Here is a 19,684-nt window from a genome sequence, read left to right as displayed (position 1 = left end):
CTTTTTTGGCTTTTGCACGCGCAATCGCAGCTGCGACTGCCGCTTTGCGTGGGTCAGCTTCCGTTTCGGTTGCTGTTGTTACTGTTTCCGTGGCTATCGATTCAGGTTGAGATTGTTCTTGTGCCGCTTTTTTGGCTTTCGCACGCGCAAGTGCTGCATTTACCGCAGCTTTTCTAGGATCTTCATTGATATCTAGAGATGGGGAGCTCAATTGTTCATTTGCCATTTTTTCGGCTTGTTTGGCTCGAGCTTGTGCTTTGCGAGCTTCTCTAGCGGCAATGACCGCACTGTTATCCGGTAGCTCACCAGAAATAATTTTGATAGGTTCATTGGAAAGCTTTTGCTTGGCTTTAACTCTTGCCAATGCAGCATTAACAGCATCGTTATTTATGTCATCAACTTGTACAGCTGCTTTTTTATGGCGCTCTGCACGAGCAAGTTTATCTCGCTCCATACGCTGCTGTTTAGCTTCAAAACGCAATTTAGCCTCAGCAGAACGGCGCTCTTCTTGGGTGAGTTCACGGATTTCTGCTTTTTCTTGGCGATAATACTGCACTAAAGGAATATTACTTGGGCAAACATAAGCGCAAGCACCACATTCAATACAATCGAATAAGTTATGTTTTTGCGCTTTCTCGTGCTCATTTCCTTTACTAAACCAGTATAGCTGTTGTGGTAGTAATGCAGCGGGACAGGCGTCAACACAGAGTCCGCAGCGAATGCAGGCTTCTTCTAATGCTTTTTGGCCAACTTCTTCCATTGTTGGAACTAAAAGGCAATTACAAATTTTAACGACTGGCACATTTAAGTCAGGCAGGGTGAAGCCCATGAGTGGACCACCCATGATCACCATTTGTTCTATCTCGGGTATAAACCCAGATTGTTCAAGAAGATATTTTACAGGAGTCCCAAGTCGAACCCAAAAATTGCCTGGTTTTTGAATAGCTTCACCGGTGACAGTGACGACGCGCTCAATTAATGGCTGTCCATCAATTACTGCGCGCTTAATGGCAACGACAGTACCGACATTTTGCATTAAAACACCAATTTGAGAAGAACGAGCCCCCGAAGGGACTTCTTTACCTGTTAGTATTTTAGTTAATTGTTTTGCGCCACCTGAGGGATATTTTGTCGGGATAACTTTAACGAGTATTTTATTGTCTCGCTTAGTGATAGCGTGTTTTAACGCCGCAATAGCTTCAGGTTTATTATCTTCAATACCAATTAATACTTGGTCAGGATTTAAAAGGTGTTGTAAAACTCGGCATCCTTCAATCACTTCAATTGCATGTTCCTGCATTAATCTATCATCTGCTGTAATGTAAGGCTCACATTCAGCAGCATTGATAATCAATGTATTAATAGCATCTTGCCCACCGGCAAGTTTTGATGCGGTAGGGAACCCTGCACCACCAAGGCCGGCAATACCAGCTTGCTCAATTTTTAGTAGTAATTGGGCCGTAGTAAGTTGTTCATAATGCTTTTCTGGGAAGAGTGGGCACCACTCATCATTTCCATCTGATTTAATTCGAACACAAAGTTCTTTAAGACCTGATGGATGGGCCGTAACCATTGGCTCGATGGCCGTAATCGTACCGGATGTTGAGGCATGAACCGGAACTGTTCGACCCAATCCTTTCGTTAAAGGCTGTCCTTTTAAAACATGGGCGCCGACAGTAACAATTAATTCACCTTCAGGGCCTAAATGTTGTTGTAAAGGAATGATGATTTCATCAGGAACAGAGGCAATGCGCATAGGCACTTTACTTGACTGCAATTTCATTTCAGGTGGATGAATACCACCTTTAAAGTCCCAAATATCATCGTTTTTTAGCCAGCTAAAAAGCTTAAACATGTGACTCACCTCTAGTTAATATTTGGCGTTGTTCTAGAGGTTCCACAGAAATATTTTTAACAGGGATCGAGTTAAGATCCCATTTCCAGTTTGCGGTAGTCGTTTTCACAGGGACCAGCTCAATACAATCAGTTGGGCAAGGCGCAACGCAGAGGTCGCAACCAGTACACAAATCTTCAATTACTGTATGCATGGCGCGTGTTGCACCAACAATAGCATCAACAGGACAGGCTTGAATGCATTTCGTACAACCGATGCAATTCTCTTCATCAATAATGGCAACTTTACGAATAGGGTTTAGCGCTGAGTCATCACCATCAATAGGTTGAGGATCAACATTCATTAGTTCTGCAATTTTGAGCATGACAAGCTCACCACCCGGTGCGCATTTATTAATCATTTCACCATTATTAGCCACGGCTTCTGCGTAGGGGCGACAACCAGGGTAGCTACATTGACCACATTGACTTTGTGGTAAAATAGCGTCGAGCTTTTCAACGATTGGGTCTTGTTCAACTTTAAATCGTAGGGATGCATATCCGAGGATCAGACCAAATATAAGGCCCAAAACAGCTAATATGCCAATTGCAATCCATAAAGACATCATTAGAATTTCACCAAACCACTGAAGCCCATAAATGCAAGAGACATCAGACCTGCGGTAATCAGCCCAATTGAAGAACCACGAAATGGTGCAGGGACATTTGCGATAGCAAGGCGTTCCCGGATGGCGGCAAACAACACCATAACAAGAGAAAAGCCAACTGCTGCGCTAAATCCATACATTGCTGACTGTAAAAAATTATGGGATTGATTGATATTGAGTAAAGCGACACCTAGCACTGCACAGTTTGTGGTGATCAAGGGTAAGAAAATACCGAGTAAACGATAGAGGGTTGGGCTCGTTTTTCTAACAACCATTTCTGTAAATTGCACCACAACTGCGATAACCAGTATAAAGCTGAGGGTGCGTAAATAGAGTAGGTCGAGAGGGATAAGAATTAAGGTATCCATCAGCCAAGAGCTAATAGAAGCTAGTGTCATAACGAATGTTGTCGCAAAGCCCATTCCAATGGCGGTCTCGAGTTTTTTTGATACGCCCATAAAAGGGCATAGGCCGAGGAATTTAACGAGGACGAAGTTGTTAACCAGCACCGTTCCAACAAATAGAAGAAGATAGTCAGTCATTTCATTGCCTGAAAATAGAAATAAAAGTACAAAAACTGGCTATAGCCAGTTAAACAGTCTGTATGATAACAATCTATTTTTGTGATGCTTATCGATCTTGTGTGAAAGTCATTTTAACGCGAACAGAACGTTTTAAATATGGGACAAAGAATCCTGCGCCAAATAGTGGCCAAGCGAGAACTTGTAATGCGGTCTTATCATCAATCGTTGAGAATGCAAAAGTTTTTAAACCAAGCAGCAATAAAATCAACAACCAAATAATAAACCGGCGTGGAAAATGGCGAGAATGTGAAAACATCAGTCGAAGGATATAGACACTAAACAGTGTCATCGCAATAGAAATGGCAAAAGATACATACCATTCCATCGGTATGAAATTCGTCCAATTTTCAATGGTGGTTACTATTTCATAGAGTTTAATGAAATACATCACTGTCATGCTGCAAACCGCTAAAAAGGTGAGTAATAGGTAAGTTGCTGGTACGAGTAACCAGCCAGTGATACGGTTAGCGTTGTAAACAGAGGTCATAAAATTAAAAATCCATTAATGTAAAACGTTAGCTATATTAACATGATGATATTTTTTGATCCTATCATAGATTTATTTGCTAATTAATTCATTCTGATGGTACTTTTTTAGCTATCTATACTTTTCTGACTATTTAAGTTAAATGCATCTACGAGGTCAATATGTCTAAGCCGATTAAAGTTGGTATTATAGGGTATGGTTATGCGAGTAAAACATTTCATACACCATTTTTAGCCCGTCTTGCCGGTTTTGAATTAACCGCGATTTCAAGTAGTGATCCAAGTAAAGTAAAAGCAGATTGGCCTAATATTAATGTCGTTTCTTCGCCAGAAGCGATATTTGCTGATCCTGAAATTGAATTGGTTGTTATACCAACACCCAATGACACTCATTACCCACTGAGTCGTGATGCACTTGCAGCGGGTAAGCATGTTGTCGTCGATAAACCTTTTACATTAAATGTTGAAGAAGCGTTAAAGTTAAAACAGCAAGCAGAAAAAGCGGGGAAATTACTCTCTATTTATCATAATCGCCGTTGGGATTCAGGATTTCGTACCGTTAAAAAACTTCTTCAAGATGGCTGTCTCGGTGAGATCAAATATTATGAATCACATTTTGATCGTTTTCGTCCGGTTGTAAGACAACGCTGGCGTGAAGCTGATATTCCGGGAGCGGGTATTTGGTATGACTTAGGGCCTCACTTATTGGACCAAGTCTTACAGTATTTTGGCAAACCTAAAGGTATTACCGTTGATCTGGGTAAAATAAGGCCTGGCGCGGAGGCTGTGGATTACTTCCATGCAATGCTTGAGTATGCAGATAAAAAAGTTGTACTTCATTCAACTACACTCGCAGCAGCCCCCATGCCAATTTATATTATTCATGGAATGAAAGGTAGTTATGTAAAGTATGGATTAGATACGCAAGAAGATTGCTTGAAAAATGGTTTATTCCCACAAGATGAGAGCTGGGGAGAAGATCAAAACAAAGGAATAGTTACCCTGTCACAAGGTGACGAATTCATTACTCAAGAGTGGTCGAATGAAAAGGGCAATTACGGCGGCTATTATGAGGCAATTCATGATGCTATCCGATTAGGTAAAGCAAACCCAGTTACGCCAAATGAAGCCATTGATATAATGAAATTGATTGAAGCTGGTATACTTTCCGCAAAAGAAAAACGGACAATTGAAGTCATTTTTTAAGATTTAATTTAATGATAGAGCCTGCGATAAACAGGCTCTTATTTTTGGATAATAGAATGAATTTACTAGCGAAGTTTAGAATAGATCCTTTTTTGTTAATCATGATATGTGTGGTTGTAGTAGCGAGTCTATTTCCTTGTGAAGGTGAAATTAAGACAGCCTTTAAATATTTAACCACAGCTGCAATAGCATTATTGTTTTTTATGCATGGTGCTAAATTATCTCGAGAGTCAATTATGGCGGGTGTAGGGCATTGGAAGCTACATCTATTAGTTTTTGCCAGTACATTTATTTTATTTCCTATCATAGGGCTAGGTTTACGCTTTTTGGTGCCAGATTGGATGTCTCCAACGGTATATATGGGATTTTTATATTTGTGTGCGTTACCTGCCACCGTTCAATCTGCCATTGCTTTTACCTCTGTTGCCGGCGGTAATGTTGCTGCTGCTATTTGTAGTGCATCGGCATCAAGTATTTTAGGTGTTTTTCTCTCACCTATACTGGTTGGTTTTTTAATGGATGCTGACGGAAGCGAAGCTATTGATACACTCAATGCAATTGGCTCGATACTGATGCAATTAATGTTGCCATTTGTTGTTGGACATTTAGCGCGCCCATTAATTGCCAATTGGATTAATCGTCATCGTAAATTAGTTAATATCACTGACCGGTCATCGATACTATTAGTTGTTTATGTTGCTTTTAGCGAGGCAGTGGTAGAAGGGATATGGCAACGGATTGATGCATTTTCATTATTGATGATATCAATCGTTACCTGTGTGATCTTATTTATTGTTATCGTTATTAACACTACAGCGGCACGCTTATTTGGTTTTAGTAAGGAAGATGAGATAACCATCGTATTTTGTGGTTCTAAAAAGAGTTTAGCTAATGGAGTGCCAATGGCGAATGTACTTTTTCCTGCTGCGACAGTTGGGGTGATCTTACTGCCATTAATGATTTTCCATCAAATTCAACTAATGGTGAGTGCAGTATTAGCGCAAAGGTATGCAAAACGCTTATTGAATAAATAAAATTTAATTCACGCGATGGTTCGGCTAATATCGCGTGAGTTATTATTAACTTAGAATAAAATCCCACTTTAGTTACAACATGCTAAGTTGTTAATTACTTAAATTACATCAGCATCTGTGTATATTTTTATTAAGGAGGGGAGTTAAACAGGATGAAATAATTTATAAATCACCCTGTTTTGAAGATAGCGAAGGTATTATCGTATGGCCACTTTTTGGATTAATGCTGCTTTTTCACTTTCTGATAAAAATGCCATTGCGAGTCCGTTACGTTGAATTTGCTCAATGTCGCTGAGACTAAGTCCCGCTTGTGGCGCTGCAATTTCATATTCATAAGGAAGTTCAATCCCTTGCACGGCAGGATCGTCAGTATTAATTGAGGCTAACACACCGTTTGCTAAAAATGTTTTCAATGGATGATTAGCCAAAGAGGTTACTGTGCTAGTTTGAATATTCGAGGTTAAACAGCTTTCAATGCCGATTTGATTCTTAGCCAAATATTCCATTAATGATGGATCTTCAATAGCTTTGACTCCGTGACCTATCCGTTGTGCACCAAGTTCATTAATCGCATGCCAAATGCTACTTGCTCCTGCTGCTTCACCAGCGTGAACGGTAATATTTAAGTCAGTATTTCGAGCTTTTAAAAAGTGGTCTTCAAACAATTTACCGGGAAAACCGAGTTCATCACCAGCTAAGTCTAATGCACATAACTTGTCACGATGGGCGAGAAGTCCAGCGAGTTCAAGTGAGCATGCTTCTTGACCAAATGTACGGCTAAGAATACCAATTAAATTAATTTTGATGTCATATTGGCGACAACCCGCTTGAACACCATCAATAATGGCTTCTACGACTGCCTCAACGGGTAATTGATGTTTCATTGCCATGTAGTAGGGAGAGAAACGTAGTTCTGCATAATCGATGCCAGCTCTGAATGCATCTTCCACATTCTCTTGTGCAACACGCTTACAAGCGTCTAGGTTAGCAAGAACAGCAACACCCCAGTCTAGCTTAGCTAAAAAACCAACAAGATCCGCCTCTTGTCCAATGATTTGAACATGGGGCCTTAATGTTTCTAGTTCATATGCAGGCAATTCAATATTGTGTTGCTCAGCAAGCGAAAGAATCGTTTCTGGGCGAATATTTCCGTCAAGGTGGCGATGTAAATCAGTTAAAGGTAAGCGTGTATTTATCACGTAGTGACTCCTTATCTATTTTCTATTCTTATATTGGCTGTTATTGCAAAAAAATCAATGTTGAGTCACGCAATATGTGAAATAAATACATTTGTTACATTAAAAATTAGATGTTTGTCACATAATGATAGGGCGATTATCGATAGATACAAAAACGCCAGTCAATTAATGACTGGCGTTTTATTCATTACTTTATAGAAAAAAGTAAATTATTGAGCAGGAACTGCTTCCGCTTGTGGTGCTATTTCAACAGGTTCAGCGCCTTCTGCTTCCATTTGTACTTCTGGTGCAGGTTCTACTTCTGAATTCATATCATCAGCTGGGTTAGACATTACTTTCATTTTAGTCAAGAATTCAGCTAAAGTGAATTTGTCTTGGTTAAAAGTAATATCATTGCCTGCAAATTTAATCGTCATTGTTAAGTCAGTTGCGCTATCGACCATCCAAGGTGATTTCTTCTGTTTTGCTTTCGCAGCACGTTCTTCATCTGTCATGAACATTTCTTCAAACGGAGAAGAGAACATATCAGAAGTTAACATTTGCTGAACACCAGCAAACTCAGTCGTGATTTCATCTTTCATTGCTTTTTTAGCGGCAGCATCAACTGGGACACCTTGGTCTAAAATCATCACTTGAGTCATTGATTCAATAAGCATTGGCTTATTAAGTTTCATGCTAAAGTCAAAAGAGCTGATGAGCTGTTTAATTGCTTCATCTACTTTATTAGACATTGCTAGAGCTGTAATTTCGTCTTGATTCCATTTATTAAACGTTATGTTTAAGTCAATAGAACTTTGGCCAGCTTCGTTTTTCCAAGTAAATGGACTAACAATGAAAACTGGTTTGCTTTTCATTAGTTCTGGTAGTGTTGTACTCATCATTTCCATTGCTAACTTTTCAGTTGCTTGTGATGGGTCACCACTTGCTAGACCTTCGCTAAGAGCTTTGTTGTATTGCTCAACAAATTTACCTAAAGCTTTAGCATCTAATTTTTCAATAGCAACTGTGATCTGGCCTGAACCTAAGTTTTCACCAAGTGCTTTTAAGTCGCCGATGCTGTAGGAAACATTACCTTTAACATCTTCACCGTTAATGGATGTATCACTAGCAATTTTGAAATCTTTAAAAGAGAATTTAGTTTCTGGGATATTGAAATCAGTATCTGCAATGACAAATTCTTGTGTACCTGTATAGAAACCGTACTGTGATTTTTTCACATTAGAAACAAGTTTTAAGCCTTTTAAGGTCATTGTTTCTGATTTATCAGTTTTACCCATCACCAAACTGTCAGTGATTAATGAAGCGTCTACAGACTCTAGGTCAGCTGAAGTAGAGACGTCCAATTTAGAACCACTGAATGATAATGCAACATCATCTTTATTATATTCAACAGGGATAAGTTCTAAGTTAGTATCAATACTTTTAGAATAACCAATTACAGCTGTGCCCGTAATGAATGGTTTACCCTTAGTTGCTTCAAATAGTTCTTTAGTTGTCGCATTGTTGGCTAATTCCATATGAGTTGCAGCCAGTTTTGGCATTAAATTAAATTTAGCAACTTGAGAAATAGGGAATGGACCATGGTCAATATTGGCTTTAAATACGATAGCGTCTGTAGGTGTTGCTGAGTCAGCAGAGCTGATCACGATATCTGCTTGTGAAGAGAAAACACCACGTTTGTAATTTTCTACTTTAAAATTCACGCCCGCTTCAGGGGTATTTACAGCAAAAAAATCGTTGGTTTTAGTAACTACTCTATTGAGTTCATCTTCAACTTTTGAGCCTGTGTACCATGATGCTCCAGTCCATACCACACCTACAGCAACGATAACACCAATCGCGACTAATGACTTTTTCATTATAAACATCCATCCTTTCAGTACGTTTTTAACGCACCTTAAAATATTGTATAAGTTTTATATAACCGTTTTCATATTACTAATAAAAAACAGGTTAAATACAGAATTTGACACTAAATATTAAATACTCGGGCAAGCTTTCCATTACCTTTAATGGAAATACTTTCCTCATAAGCAGGTAAAAATATTGACTCTCCAGAACCAATATTGATGATATCATTACCTGAGCTCAAAACTAACTCACCTTCAATACAAAACAGTATGGAAGCGGTATTGTTATCGACGGCTATTCCCGAATCGTTAATAGAATATATATTAAATGAAAAATCTTCTACTGGAATATTATATTTCCAGATATTTCCATATTTTTCAGGGATGCTCAGTAAATCATCAGCCTTGGTAGGCTTAAAGTCAATGTTAGCAATAAGTTCTGTAATATCAATATGTTTATTGGTTAATCCTGCACGTAGAACATTATCTGAATTCGCCATTACCTCTAAACCAACACCTTCTAAATAAGCATGGGGTGTTCTCGCATATAAGAACATTGCTTCTCCGGGTTGCAATTCAACAACATTAAGAAGAAGTGGTGAAAATAATCCATTATCTTCAGGATACAGACTCACCATTTGTTTAATGGAGTTCCAAGGTTCACCTTGACGACTATTTAACGCCGCTTTTAACACACCTAATGCAAGTTCTTTTTGTTCTCCAGCAAGATTAAGAATTTGTGCAAAAAGCCTTGCAAGTTTTTCTTCACTCGGTGATTGGACAAACAACTGGATATCAGGATGTGCAGCAGAAACAAAATCAAGTAATTGCGCTATTTCTGACAAAGGGCGAAATGCATTCATTGCTTTAAACGGTGTTAAAGCATAAATCAATTCGGGCTTATGATTGTCATCTTTATAGTTTCGAATAGGGGAGTCTAAAGAAATACCTGCGGCATTTTCTTTTGCAAAACCAACCTCGGCATAAGTCTTATTCGGGTGTACTTGGACAGATAAAGGTTGCGCCGCACATAACACTTTAAATAGATAAGGTAACCGCCCATAGTGCAGAGCGATATTTTTTCCTAGATATTTATCAGGATCACTACTAATAAGCGTTTCAAGCGAAATAACTTGATTTGATTCAGGAACAATAACGTCAGAACTGGCTTTCGGATGAGCACCCATCCAAAGCTCAGCCATGGGTAAATTATTAGGGTTCGATATGCCATACAGCTTAGTAAGTGCTGTTTTACTACCCCAATCATAATGTTGAACTTTATTTATCATTTTAAGCATAGCAAAACTCTCTTCTTTTTAGAAAATCAACTCATTTCCTTTTTACAACAACACAATAAGCTCGACTAAGTCTCATAATTGAAATTCAATTTGTGGCATCATACTGCTCGGTTATTTGCTTACCTGCAAGCAGATGATTCTAAAATCAATTATTCTGTGTATGTATCTAAGGAGATAGTAATGGCAGCCACTCGCATTGAAAAAGACTCAATGGGACCAATTGAAGTACCTGCTGACCAATTGTGGGGCGCGCAAACGCAGCGTTCTTTAGAACATTTCCGTATATCTGTAGAAAAAATGCCCGTTGCTCTGATCCACGCACTCGCTATCACTAAAAAAGCAGCGGCTAGTGTGAATATGGATTTAGGGTTATTAGTTAAAGAACGAGGCGATGCCATCATTGCAGCAGCAGATGAAGTTTTAGCTGGTAAACATCCAACTGAATTTCCTCTCGCTATCTGGCAAACTGGTTCTGGTACTCAAAGTAACATGAACATGAATGAGGTGCTAGCGAATCGTGGTAGTGAAATTCTAGGTGGACAAAGAGGGAATGACCGTCTTATCCATCCAAACGATGATGTAAACAAAAGCCAAAGTTCAAATGATGTATTTCCTACTGCAATGCATGTTGCAGCAGTTGTTGCTATTCGTGAACATCTCTTACCTGAGCTTAGAATCCTACAGAAAACATTGGATGCTAAAGCAAAAGCGTTTAAAGATATCGTTAAGATTGGACGTACTCATCTACAAGATGCAACCCCACTGACATTAGGCCAAGAAATTTCTGGCTGGGCAACTATGTTGGCAAACAGTGAAAAGCATATTGAAAATTCAGTTCCACATGTATGTGAGCTTGCATTAGGTGGCACGGCTGTTGGTACCGGATTAAACACGCATCCTGAATATGCGGTTCGTGTGGCGAAAAAAATCGCGGAGCTAACAGGGCAGCCATTTATTACGGCGCCTAACAAATTTGAAGCATTGGCAACCTGCGATAGCCTCGTTCATGCACATGGTGCACTTAAAGGATTATCTGCATCATTAATGAAAATAGCTAATGATGTTAGATGGTTAGCATCAGGTCCACGTTGTGGTATTGGTGAGATTTCAATTCCAGAAAATGAACCAGGTAGTTCTATCATGCCAGGTAAAGTTAACCCTACTCAGTGTGAAGCTTTAACGATGCTTTGTGCTCAAGTTATGGGTAATGATGTTGCTGTTAATATCGGTGGCGCATCGGGTAATTTTGAACTCAACGTATTCCGCCCAATGTTGATTGATAACTTCTTACAATCAGTTCGTTTATTAGCTGACGGTATGCGCAGCTTCAACGAGCATTGTGCAGTCGGTATTGAACCAAATCGTGAGCGTATTGAAAAATTACTTCACGAATCACTGATGTTAGTCACTGCATTGAATACCCATATTGGTTATGACAAAGCAGCTGAAATTGCCAAAAATGCACATAAAGAAGGGCTTACTTTGAAAGAGTCAGCACTTAAATTGAACTACTTAACTGAAGAACAATTTGATGACTGGGTTCGTCCTGAAGACATGGTTGGTAGCATGAAGTCATAAGCTATTGGAAAAACCAAAGCTTGTTAAATTAGAACACCTGCTGATTTAAAACAGTAGGTGTTTTTTTATTCTTTAACTGATTAGCGTTCTATATATAAATTTAGACGAGGAATAATTAATTCTACCGGTTTTGATTTAGGCCGATTACGAATAGCAATATTATCCATATGATAATCAGGAAGATCGCCGATAACAATGTCTGTAAGCTCTTTGTCTACCGCGAAAACAAACAAAGGTGTAGCACAAGCAAATTGTGTTTGTTTTTGTTGTTCCTTATCCCAAACTCTAGCAATAGGTTGAACTTTAACGGGGCGTTGTGTTTTTAGAACGGCATCATGAGGCAGCGAATGAATAAGAGCTATTTCATTCATCAGTTGTATTTGCCATTGTTCTTTAGGAATGTCACTTGGCCCTCGGCCACTTTCAAAACTGTCTTGCAGACGATTAAGAACCTCTTCTTTAGTCATTTTATTGATTACTTTTTTGTTTGCCCAACCAAAGCGAATGGTATCAATATCAGAAAGTAGGGTGAGGGTACGGTAAGTATTTAGCGTTAATAACCCATGAAGGCTTTCTCTTATAAAATCAAAACGTTGTGATTCGTCTAGTTGAGTTACTATTTTTTTTATTTCAATTTTTAATAAATTAATTTGAGTTATTAATTTATCAAACTGCAGATATCCAGCAGGTGATGTTTCAACACAAATTGCTCCTGGTAATCGTATCGCAGATTTATTACTAACAAGACCTGATTTTTTATGGATAAATAATAGATTTATTAGCTGGATAATGTCATTAAGCGCTTTTTTTCCTGTTACTTTTTCGACTAATATTGAAGATATTTCACTGGTTTCATCACCTTTGAGTATTTCAGGTAAACGGAATACATTAGCTGTAAACATAGATTGCGCTAACAATAAATGACTGAGTTCATTTATGTAGGCTTCTAAATGATTGAAACAATCAATTAAATTTTGTTTATTGTTATTCATGTTTTTATTTAGTTACAACATTCTGTATATGATAAAAAACAAGGTAACATTAGCATTGACGATTATCAATGCTAAACCATAAAAAAGGGGGCTAAAAAGAAAGTACCGATAGATAAACGGTTTCTGAAGTGTCGTGAGTTATTTTAACAGTTCGTAATTTATATCGATATCAATAGCTTGATAAAATGCGTTTTGAGTATCACTTATTGTCCATACCGCTAAAATAACATGATAACCATTGTAATTCTTTGGTAAATCACAGCGATGATGCACTTGAGCCTCTGGTATTTCTAATTTCTCAACCTTGCAAAAGGGGGTTAAATTAAACTGACTTCGAGATAATGGCTGGCTGGCGTCCCAATTAGGATTAGTAATGAAATATTCCCATTTAGAAGTTTTATGTACAGCAGTAAGCCGCCAATAAAAATCGACATTGCTTTGATTTATTTTATTATGCTTCCAACGAGAAGTTTCTTGTAAATCAATTGGATAAAATCTAGCTATGCCTGCACTTGCTAAATGCCCATCAGCAGGCCCTTGTTGGGGGAACCCTTTTAAGCCCTCGACTGATTGTGGCTCATATTGCACAGGGCCGCAGTCAATATTATTTTTTAATTTACATTGATATGCTCGGCTCGCTGGGGATTCAACATACCCGTGAGACCAAACCAAAAAACTGCAACACAGCAATAATGGAAGTAACAGAAATTGTTTCATTGAATATCCTCATCATTTATAGAAAATATAGAGTCTATTAATGATGAGAATAGATAAATTTCATTTTTTATCAGTAGCAAATGATAGGTTAGCAGTTAATTTTTAATTTATAAGCAATCATGGCGCCAAGTAGCAACATAGCCGCTATAAAAATAGCAACGCCATTCCAACCATACTGAGACCAAAATATACCCCCGATAGTCCCAGCGACACTTGAGCCAGTATAATAACTAAATAGGTATAATGATGATGCTTGACCTCGAGCGCGCTTTGCTCTTCTTCCAACCCAGCTACTCGCCACTGAGTGCGCAGCAAAAAATCCGGTAGTCAGTGCAGTCATGCCCAAAAGAATAACCCAAATATTAGGGTGTAATGTTAGTAAAATCCCAATGAGCATAAAGACTAGCGATGCGATTAAAATATTACCGAATCCATATTTTATGGTCAGGCTGCCCGTTTTAGTCGCACTATAGGTACCTGTTAAGTAGATTAACGATAGCATTCCGACTGTAGATTGGCTCAAATTATAAGGTTCTGCTAATAGGCGATATCCAATGTAGTTATACATGGTGACAAAACCGCCCATTAAGACAAAGCCTTCAATAAATAGCCATGGTAACCCTTTATCACGCAAGTGAAGATGCAAGTTAACCCATAAGCTTTTAGGTTTAAGGGAGCTAGCTCTAAAATGTTGAGAAGGGGGTAATAATCGCCAAAATCCGATAGCAGCCAATAAGGCCAATGTTCCCAAAATGACAACCGCAATTCGCCAAGAATAAAAATCAGCAATCACACCCGTCATAAGTCTTCCGCTCATTCCACCAATAGAATTGCCACTAATATAAAGCCCCATAGAAAGCGCAACATAGCTTGGGTGAATTTCTTCACTTAAGTAGGTCATTGCAACGGCGGCAACACCACTCAAAGAGAGTCCAACTAAAGCGCGAACAATTAAGATACCCTGCCAACTTTCCATGACAGAACTGAGTAAAGTAAAAAGAGCAGCACAAGTTAATGAGATAGCCATAACATTTTTACGGCCTATAGCATCTGATATTGGCCCGGTAATCAATAATCCTAATGCCATCAATCCAGTACTTAAAGATAAAGATAAACTTGCTGTTGCTGGCGAAATATTAAAATCTTCAGATAGCAGCGGTAAGATAGGTTGTACAAAATATAACAAAGCAAATGTTGCAAACCCTACGGTAAAGAAGGACAAAGTTACTCGTAAATATAAAGCATCATCACGTTGTATATAATGCTTTTTGGGGGGGACCGGTATAGGTTGATCAGCGTCAAAATCATTAACTGAATGTTTTTCATCGACTGATTGGTCGGAAATTAGACTATTTGATGATTGTTCCATGAATATTCCTTGTCTGATCAACCTCATATCATTTGATTTCGATCAAAGAATAGAAATTTTGCAATCTTTTGTCTAATATATTAATAATAACAAATGATACTTTTAAAATATCAATTAAATAAGAGTACAGCATGAATATAGAATTAAGACATTTGCGTTATTTTATTGCTGTCGCTGAAGAGCTTCATTTTGGCCGTGCAGCTGAACGCTTACACATATCTCAGCCACCATTAAGTCAACAAATTCAAATTCTTGAAGAAAAAATTAACGCTAAATTACTTGAACGTAATAATCGAAATGTTTCTTTAACACCCGCGGGGACTATGTTTCTTAAAGAAGCGTACCAAATTTTATCCCAAGTCGATGCCGCTGCAATTAAAGCAGCGCGTATGGAGAAAGGAGAATTAGGCGAGCTCTCAATCGGCTTTACCTCTACAACACCTTTTATGCACAAAGTGACGATGAGCTTACGTCAATATCGAGAAACTTACCCTGATGTATCTATTCATATGCATCAGATGAATACCAAACAACAAATAGCACCCTTGATAACAGGCCGTATTGATATTGGAATTATGCGTAATACGCTATTACCTGAACAACTTGATTATCAACTATTATTTAAAGAACCTTTTATGGTCGCGGTATACGAAGGACATCCGCTATTAGAGTTTGAAAATACAGGCATTGATATCAAGCAACTCGCTAAATATCCGCTAGTTTTTTTTGAAAGAGAAGTTGGCACTGCGCTTTACGATGAAATTAGCCAATTACTCGCTTCTGCCGGCGTGGTGCCAACAATATCTCAAGAGGCAGGGGAAGCCATGACGATTTTAGGTTTAGTCTCCGCTGGTATGGGAATTTCCATAATTACGGAATCATTTACGCGAATGAAAATTGATGGTGTACGATATATAAAATTAGCTAATATTAAAACGGTTTCTGAAGTGTGGTTAGTTTACAATACTCGTAGAGTTCAACCTGCCGCCGCTAAAAAATTAACCAATTTACTACTTGCAAATATTGTTGGTACTCTGAAGTGATCGAGATCACACTTACTGTGCATGTGAAATCATTATTACACATATTAAGGCATAATAACTAATTGCTTTGTAAAGGATTTGGGCGCTAGCCATGTTAAATCAAACCGGTCATATTGACCAAATTAAACAACTAAACACTGGAATAGTGTATCAAGTCATTGATCAACATGGTCCAATCTCTCGTATTTCACTATCTAAACAATCTCAGTTAGCACCAGCAAGTATTACCAAAATAACACGTGAACTAATAGATGCACATTTAATAAAGGAACTTGAATTTCCTGTTTTAGGCCTACGTGGTAGACCAGCGATTGGATTAGTGGTTGAAAGTGAAGGTTGGCAATTTCTTGCAATTAGAATTGAAAATCAAAAGGTTAACATTGCACTTAATGAAATAAATGCTAGAACTCTTGCTGAAAATGAATATCCATTTCAAGTGCGAAACAATACCGAGTTTTGTGAATCTCTTTCATCGCTAATTAGTCAATTTTTTGAATCCAATCAACAGTATCTAGAGCGTGTCACTGCAATTAGTATTTTATCTGATGGTATTTTAGACTCTCATTCAAAGATTATTTATCGATTGCCCAATTTTGATATAAATAATTTACATATTGGTGAATACTTAACAGAAAAAATAGGTCTTCCAGTTTATCTGCATTCATCAGTAAATGCTTTGGCATTAGCCGACCATTTTGCAAACTCTGCGAACCGAGTGGCAAATGTCATTTATCTACAATTAGATAAAATAGTTAATGTCGCCGTATTAAATCATAGCCAAATTTTGGAAACAAATACTCACCGCCCAATTCTTTTTGGTCATATTCAAGCAAGTAAAAACAATGATAGGCAATGCTATTGCGGGGGGGTTGGTTGCTTAGAAGCGCTTGTTTCAATGCCTGCGATTATACAGCAAGCACAAGCCTTACTTACAGATTTTCCATTATCAATATTAAATAATGGTTTAATATCACTAGAATCCATCTGCCATGGAATATTAAAAGAAGACAAATTATGTCTCTTTCTAATAGACAAAGTTGCGGAGCAACTCGCTACACCTTTAGCTATGATGGTAAATATCTTTGGAACTCAGTTAATTTTAATCAATTCACCATTAAATTCTGTATCAACTGTCTTTTTTTCTCGCTTATATACTTATATAAGTCAGCAATCAACTCCTCTGTATCATTTACATTTACAGATAGAAAAATCTAAATTTTCCATAAAAGAAAGTGAAACCTCATTAATTAAACAGTCATTATATGATGGTTCTTTGCTACTGCAATTATTACAAGGCTAATATCTATTAATAAACTTTTCGCTATCTTGCATAAAATTGAGCTAACGCAAAATTATCAATTTCCCATTCTAATAAACTGAATCCATATCATTTTTACAGCCTTTTGCTGCACAGTCTGTCACTTCAGGATAGAAATACCATGATGAACCTATTTATTACCGGGACAGATACAGATGTCGGGAAGACAGTATCGACGCTTGCAATATTGCAGGCTCTTAATCACCAAGGAATTAAAGCTGTTGGATATAAGCCAATAGCAGATCAATGTATTGATACTCCAGAAGGAACCAGGAATAAAGATGCATTACTCATACATAGCGTATCTAAAAATCTCGTTTCTTATGATGAAATTAATCCAGTAAGGATTGTTGATAATTATAATCATAAAAACATCATAGATTTTAGTAAAATCAAACATGGGTTAGAACATCTTAACGACCAATGTGATGTTGTTGTAATTGAAGGTAATGGCGGTTGGCGTTATTTGTTAGATGACAATACTTTTTATGCAGATTGGCTTAAAGAAGAAACCGTTGGGGTGATCCTTGTTGTTGGTATTCAAAATGGCTGTGTGAATCATGCGCTATTAACCGCTGATGCTATTAGAGCTGACGGCTTACCGATTGCAGGGTGGATTGCGAATAGAATTAACCCGGGTTTAGCTCACTACGCACAAATCATTGAGAGACTACAGCAACATATAAAAGCTCCATTATTAGGCGAGATCCCTTATCTATTAAGGCCTGAAGAAAGAGACTTAGGTCATTATCTAGATTCAGAAAAACTGCAAAAGTCCATAAGGCGTTCTGCTCAGTAGTATGTCTAATAGAAAAGGGCGCTTAGCGCCCTTTAGTGTACTTTAAAAGTAAAAAATGATTAATGACGAGTATAAATGATTTTATAAGAATCATTTTGACAATGACCTACCACTTGTCCTTTTGATGGGTCGACCTCATCATTTGGGACAGCGACTAAGCTAAAGTTATCCGCAGGTACGCCATTATTAATAATTTTCTGTTTAATCTCTTCAATTACGCTTTCACATGATGCTTGAGCGAAAGCAGGTGCAAGTACCATTAAAAATAATGGTATTAAAATTTTCTTGTACATGAAACCTCCCGATTAATGAATAGATTGTAAATCAATGTATTATGGTCTTGCTAGGGGGCGACCGGTGCTTACATCAAGGCAGCGTTTAGTACTAGGCTCCCAATATGCATTCAAGTTAACGCTTTTTTCACAATTATCTTTTGCATCAAAAGCTGAGTCGATTTTATCAAACTCTTTTTCGGTACGCGTATTCACTTTAGAACGTAGCATTCGTGTCTCATCCCATTGCTGCTTTTCTTGACGAGCTTGTTCTTTATTTAACGAATCGTCACCTTTACCCACAGAAACACAAGTGCTACCCGCAGTACAAGAGGTATTTGCTTGCGCCGATGATACCCAAAGTAACGGTAGGCAAAAACACATTGCAGCGAAACTATTTTTTAAAAACTTTTGTGATGAGCTCATATCAATTCCTTACTGACCTAGATAGTTAAACATAGTATAGCTAAAAGTAGCCAGTTTCGTCTTTATAGAATAGTACGAAAGTTATTGCTCTTTATGTATAGTTAAACCTGCAAAAGTTTGACATACGGGCATCAATTCTAATGTATTTACATTCATACGGGCAGGGAGGGTTGCCACCCAAAACACTGTTTCTGCAATATCATCTGGCGTTAGTGCATCTGCACCTTTATAGATATTTTCTACTTTACTATCATCACCTTTAAAACGAACATTTGAGAATTCAGTACCTCCGACTAAACCAGGCTCAATGTCGGTTACGCGAATTTTTTTACCTTGTAGATCAGCACGTAAGCCTAAAGAAAATTGTTTCACAAAGGCTTTGGTTGCACCGTACACATTGCCACCTTTATATGGCCAAGTTGCGGCGGTTGAACCAATATTAATAATATGGCCGTGATTATTTTCGACCATTCCTTGCAAAATTTCGTAGGTCATATTAACCAAACCTTTAGAATTGGTATCTATCATGACTTCCCAATCATCAGGGTTCGCATTAAATGCAGGCTCTAGACCTAATGCAAGTCCTGCATTATTGACTAATATATCAATCTTTTTAAGATTAGCCGGTAAATTAGCCACCGCATCTTGGATTGCTTTCCTATCTTGCACATCAAGAGTTAAAGGATAAAAATTCTCACCTAATTCATTACGTAGAGCATCCAACCTTTGGGTTCTTCGGCCTGTGCCAATAACGGTGAAGTTATGTTGTATAAATTTACGTGCGATTGCTTCACCAAAGCCAGAAGTTGCACCTGTCACTAGTATAATCATGAATACCTCAAGGTTTTTATTGTTGTTCAATCATAAGTTCAATAGTAAATCCATTCTAACGCTATCTCGACTTAACTACAAAAACCAAATAATCTGAACTTACGGTTATCCGTTACCGGTGTAACTTTATAAATGAAAGTCGACAATATACGGTTGGTTAAGAAAATCCAATTAAGTAAAG

General features: G+C 37.9%; 19 protein-coding genes. 6 read left to right on the top strand and 13 right to left on the bottom strand.

The window, feature by feature from the left end; all coding sequences use genetic code 11:
• The 4 genes from rsxC to DD649_RS04075 form a co-directional block, all read right to left on the bottom strand.
• Positions 1–1,855: electron transport complex subunit RsxC (gene rsxC, locus DD649_RS04090; RefSeq protein ID WP_294103865.1), on the bottom strand; the 1,855-nt coding region annotated here is incomplete at its 3' end.
• Entirely contained in the window at positions 1,848–2,462 is a 615-nt protein-coding gene (gene rsxB / locus DD649_RS04085) for an electron transport complex subunit RsxB (RefSeq protein ID WP_294103864.1), read from the bottom strand. The genes rsxC and rsxB, both read right to left, overlap by 8 nt.
• Positions 2,462–3,043 carry an electron transport complex subunit RsxA gene (gene rsxA, locus DD649_RS04080; RefSeq protein WP_294103863.1) on the bottom strand — a complete coding sequence of 194 codons (582 nt, stop codon included), beginning with the start codon at positions 3,041–3,043 and terminating at the stop codon, positions 2,462–2,464. The genes rsxB and rsxA overlap by 1 nt, the downstream gene beginning before the upstream one ends.
• An 88-nt stretch (positions 3,044–3,131) precedes the next feature.
• Positions 3,132–3,572: a DUF2569 domain-containing protein gene (locus tag DD649_RS04075; RefSeq protein WP_294103862.1), complete on the bottom strand. Its 441-nt coding sequence runs from the start codon at positions 3,570–3,572 to the stop codon at positions 3,132–3,134.
• Positions 3,573–3,733: 161 nt separating this feature from the next.
• On the opposite strand from DD649_RS04075, the gene DD649_RS04070 reads away from it, so the two are divergent.
• Both DD649_RS04070 and DD649_RS04065 read left to right on the top strand, forming a co-directional pair.
• A complete protein-coding gene (locus DD649_RS04070; RefSeq protein WP_294103861.1) occupies positions 3,734–4,777 on the top strand; it encodes an oxidoreductase in 1,044 nt (347 codons plus the stop codon).
• Positions 4,778–4,833: 56 nt separating this feature from the next.
• A complete protein-coding gene (locus tag DD649_RS04065; RefSeq protein WP_294103860.1) occupies positions 4,834–5,811 on the top strand; it encodes a bile acid:sodium symporter family protein in 978 nt (325 codons plus the stop codon).
• Positions 5,812–6,008: 197 nt separating this feature from the next.
• Here DD649_RS04065 and add read toward each other — a convergent pair whose 3' ends face one another.
• From add to manA, 3 genes are all read right to left on the bottom strand, one after another.
• Entirely contained in the window at positions 6,009–7,010 is a 1,002-nt protein-coding gene (gene add / locus DD649_RS04060) for an adenosine deaminase (RefSeq protein ID WP_294103859.1), read from the bottom strand.
• 209 nt (positions 7,011–7,219) lie between these two features.
• The gene (locus DD649_RS04055; RefSeq protein ID WP_294103858.1) at positions 7,220–8,869 is read right to left on the bottom strand and encodes a YdgA family protein; all 1,650 of its coding nucleotides are present in this window, start codon (positions 8,867–8,869) and stop codon (positions 7,220–7,222) included.
• Positions 8,870–8,982: 113 nt separating this feature from the next.
• Positions 8,983–10,158, bottom strand: a complete 1,176-nt coding sequence (gene manA, locus DD649_RS04050; protein WP_294103857.1) for a mannose-6-phosphate isomerase — start codon at positions 10,156–10,158, stop codon at positions 8,983–8,985.
• Between the two features lie 180 nt (positions 10,159–10,338).
• Between manA and fumC the strand changes: the two genes are divergently transcribed.
• The gene (gene fumC, locus DD649_RS04045; protein WP_294103856.1) at positions 10,339–11,736 is read left to right on the top strand and encodes a class II fumarate hydratase; all 1,398 of its coding nucleotides are present in this window, start codon (positions 10,339–10,341) and stop codon (positions 11,734–11,736) included.
• An 80-nt stretch (positions 11,737–11,816) separates the two neighbouring features.
• Here the strand turns inward: fumC and tus are convergent, their stop codons facing one another.
• The 3 genes from tus to DD649_RS04030 all read right to left on the bottom strand — a co-directional run bounded on the left by tus (position 11,817) and on the right by DD649_RS04030 (position 14,814).
• Positions 11,817–12,728, bottom strand: coding sequence for a DNA replication terminus site-binding protein (tus, locus tag DD649_RS04040; protein ID WP_294103855.1), 912 nt, complete (start codon positions 12,726–12,728; stop codon positions 11,817–11,819).
• Between the two features lie 138 nt (positions 12,729–12,866).
• Positions 12,867–13,445: a lytic polysaccharide monooxygenase gene (locus DD649_RS04035; RefSeq protein WP_294103854.1), complete on the bottom strand. Its 579-nt coding sequence runs from the start codon at positions 13,443–13,445 to the stop codon at positions 12,867–12,869.
• 88 nt (positions 13,446–13,533) lie between these two features.
• Positions 13,534–14,814, bottom strand: coding sequence for an MFS transporter (locus DD649_RS04030; protein ID WP_294103853.1), 1,281 nt, complete (start codon positions 14,812–14,814; stop codon positions 13,534–13,536).
• A 131-nt stretch (positions 14,815–14,945) separates the two neighbouring features.
• Between DD649_RS04030 and DD649_RS04025 the strand changes: the two genes are divergently transcribed.
• From DD649_RS04025 to bioD, 3 genes are all read left to right on the top strand, one after another.
• Positions 14,946–15,857 carry a LysR family transcriptional regulator gene (locus DD649_RS04025; RefSeq protein WP_336429174.1) on the top strand — a complete coding sequence of 304 codons (912 nt, stop codon included), beginning with the start codon at positions 14,946–14,948 and terminating at the stop codon, positions 15,855–15,857.
• Positions 15,858–15,948: 91 nt separating this feature from the next.
• Complete coding sequence (locus DD649_RS04020; protein ID WP_294103851.1) at positions 15,949–17,157, top strand: ROK family protein; 1,209 nt, start codon at positions 15,949–15,951, stop codon at positions 17,155–17,157.
• A 139-nt stretch (positions 17,158–17,296) separates the two neighbouring features.
• Positions 17,297–17,974 (top strand): dethiobiotin synthase, encoded by a 678-nt coding sequence (gene bioD / locus DD649_RS04015; RefSeq protein WP_294103850.1) that lies wholly within the window; start codon positions 17,297–17,299, stop codon positions 17,972–17,974.
• 59 nt (positions 17,975–18,033) lie between these two features.
• Here the strand turns inward: bioD and DD649_RS04010 are convergent, their stop codons facing one another.
• The 3 genes from DD649_RS04010 to ydfG form a co-directional block, all read right to left on the bottom strand.
• A complete protein-coding gene (locus DD649_RS04010; RefSeq protein ID WP_294103849.1) occupies positions 18,034–18,267 on the bottom strand; it encodes a DUF1161 domain-containing protein in 234 nt (77 codons plus the stop codon).
• Between the two features lie 39 nt (positions 18,268–18,306).
• Positions 18,307–18,672 carry a DUF1283 family protein gene (locus DD649_RS04005; RefSeq protein WP_294103848.1) on the bottom strand — a complete coding sequence of 122 codons (366 nt, stop codon included), beginning with the start codon at positions 18,670–18,672 and terminating at the stop codon, positions 18,307–18,309.
• Between the two features lie 81 nt (positions 18,673–18,753).
• Positions 18,754–19,503, bottom strand: a complete 750-nt coding sequence (ydfG, locus tag DD649_RS04000) for a bifunctional NADP-dependent 3-hydroxy acid dehydrogenase/3-hydroxypropionate dehydrogenase YdfG (protein WP_294103847.1) — start codon at positions 19,501–19,503, stop codon at positions 18,754–18,756.
• Positions 19,504–19,684: the final 181 nt, after the last annotated feature.

The organism is Providencia sp., from assembly GCF_003533305.1.
Lineage (GTDB): Bacteria > Pseudomonadota > Gammaproteobacteria > Enterobacterales > Enterobacteriaceae > Providencia.
This window is presented reverse-complemented; position numbering and strand designations above follow the sequence as displayed.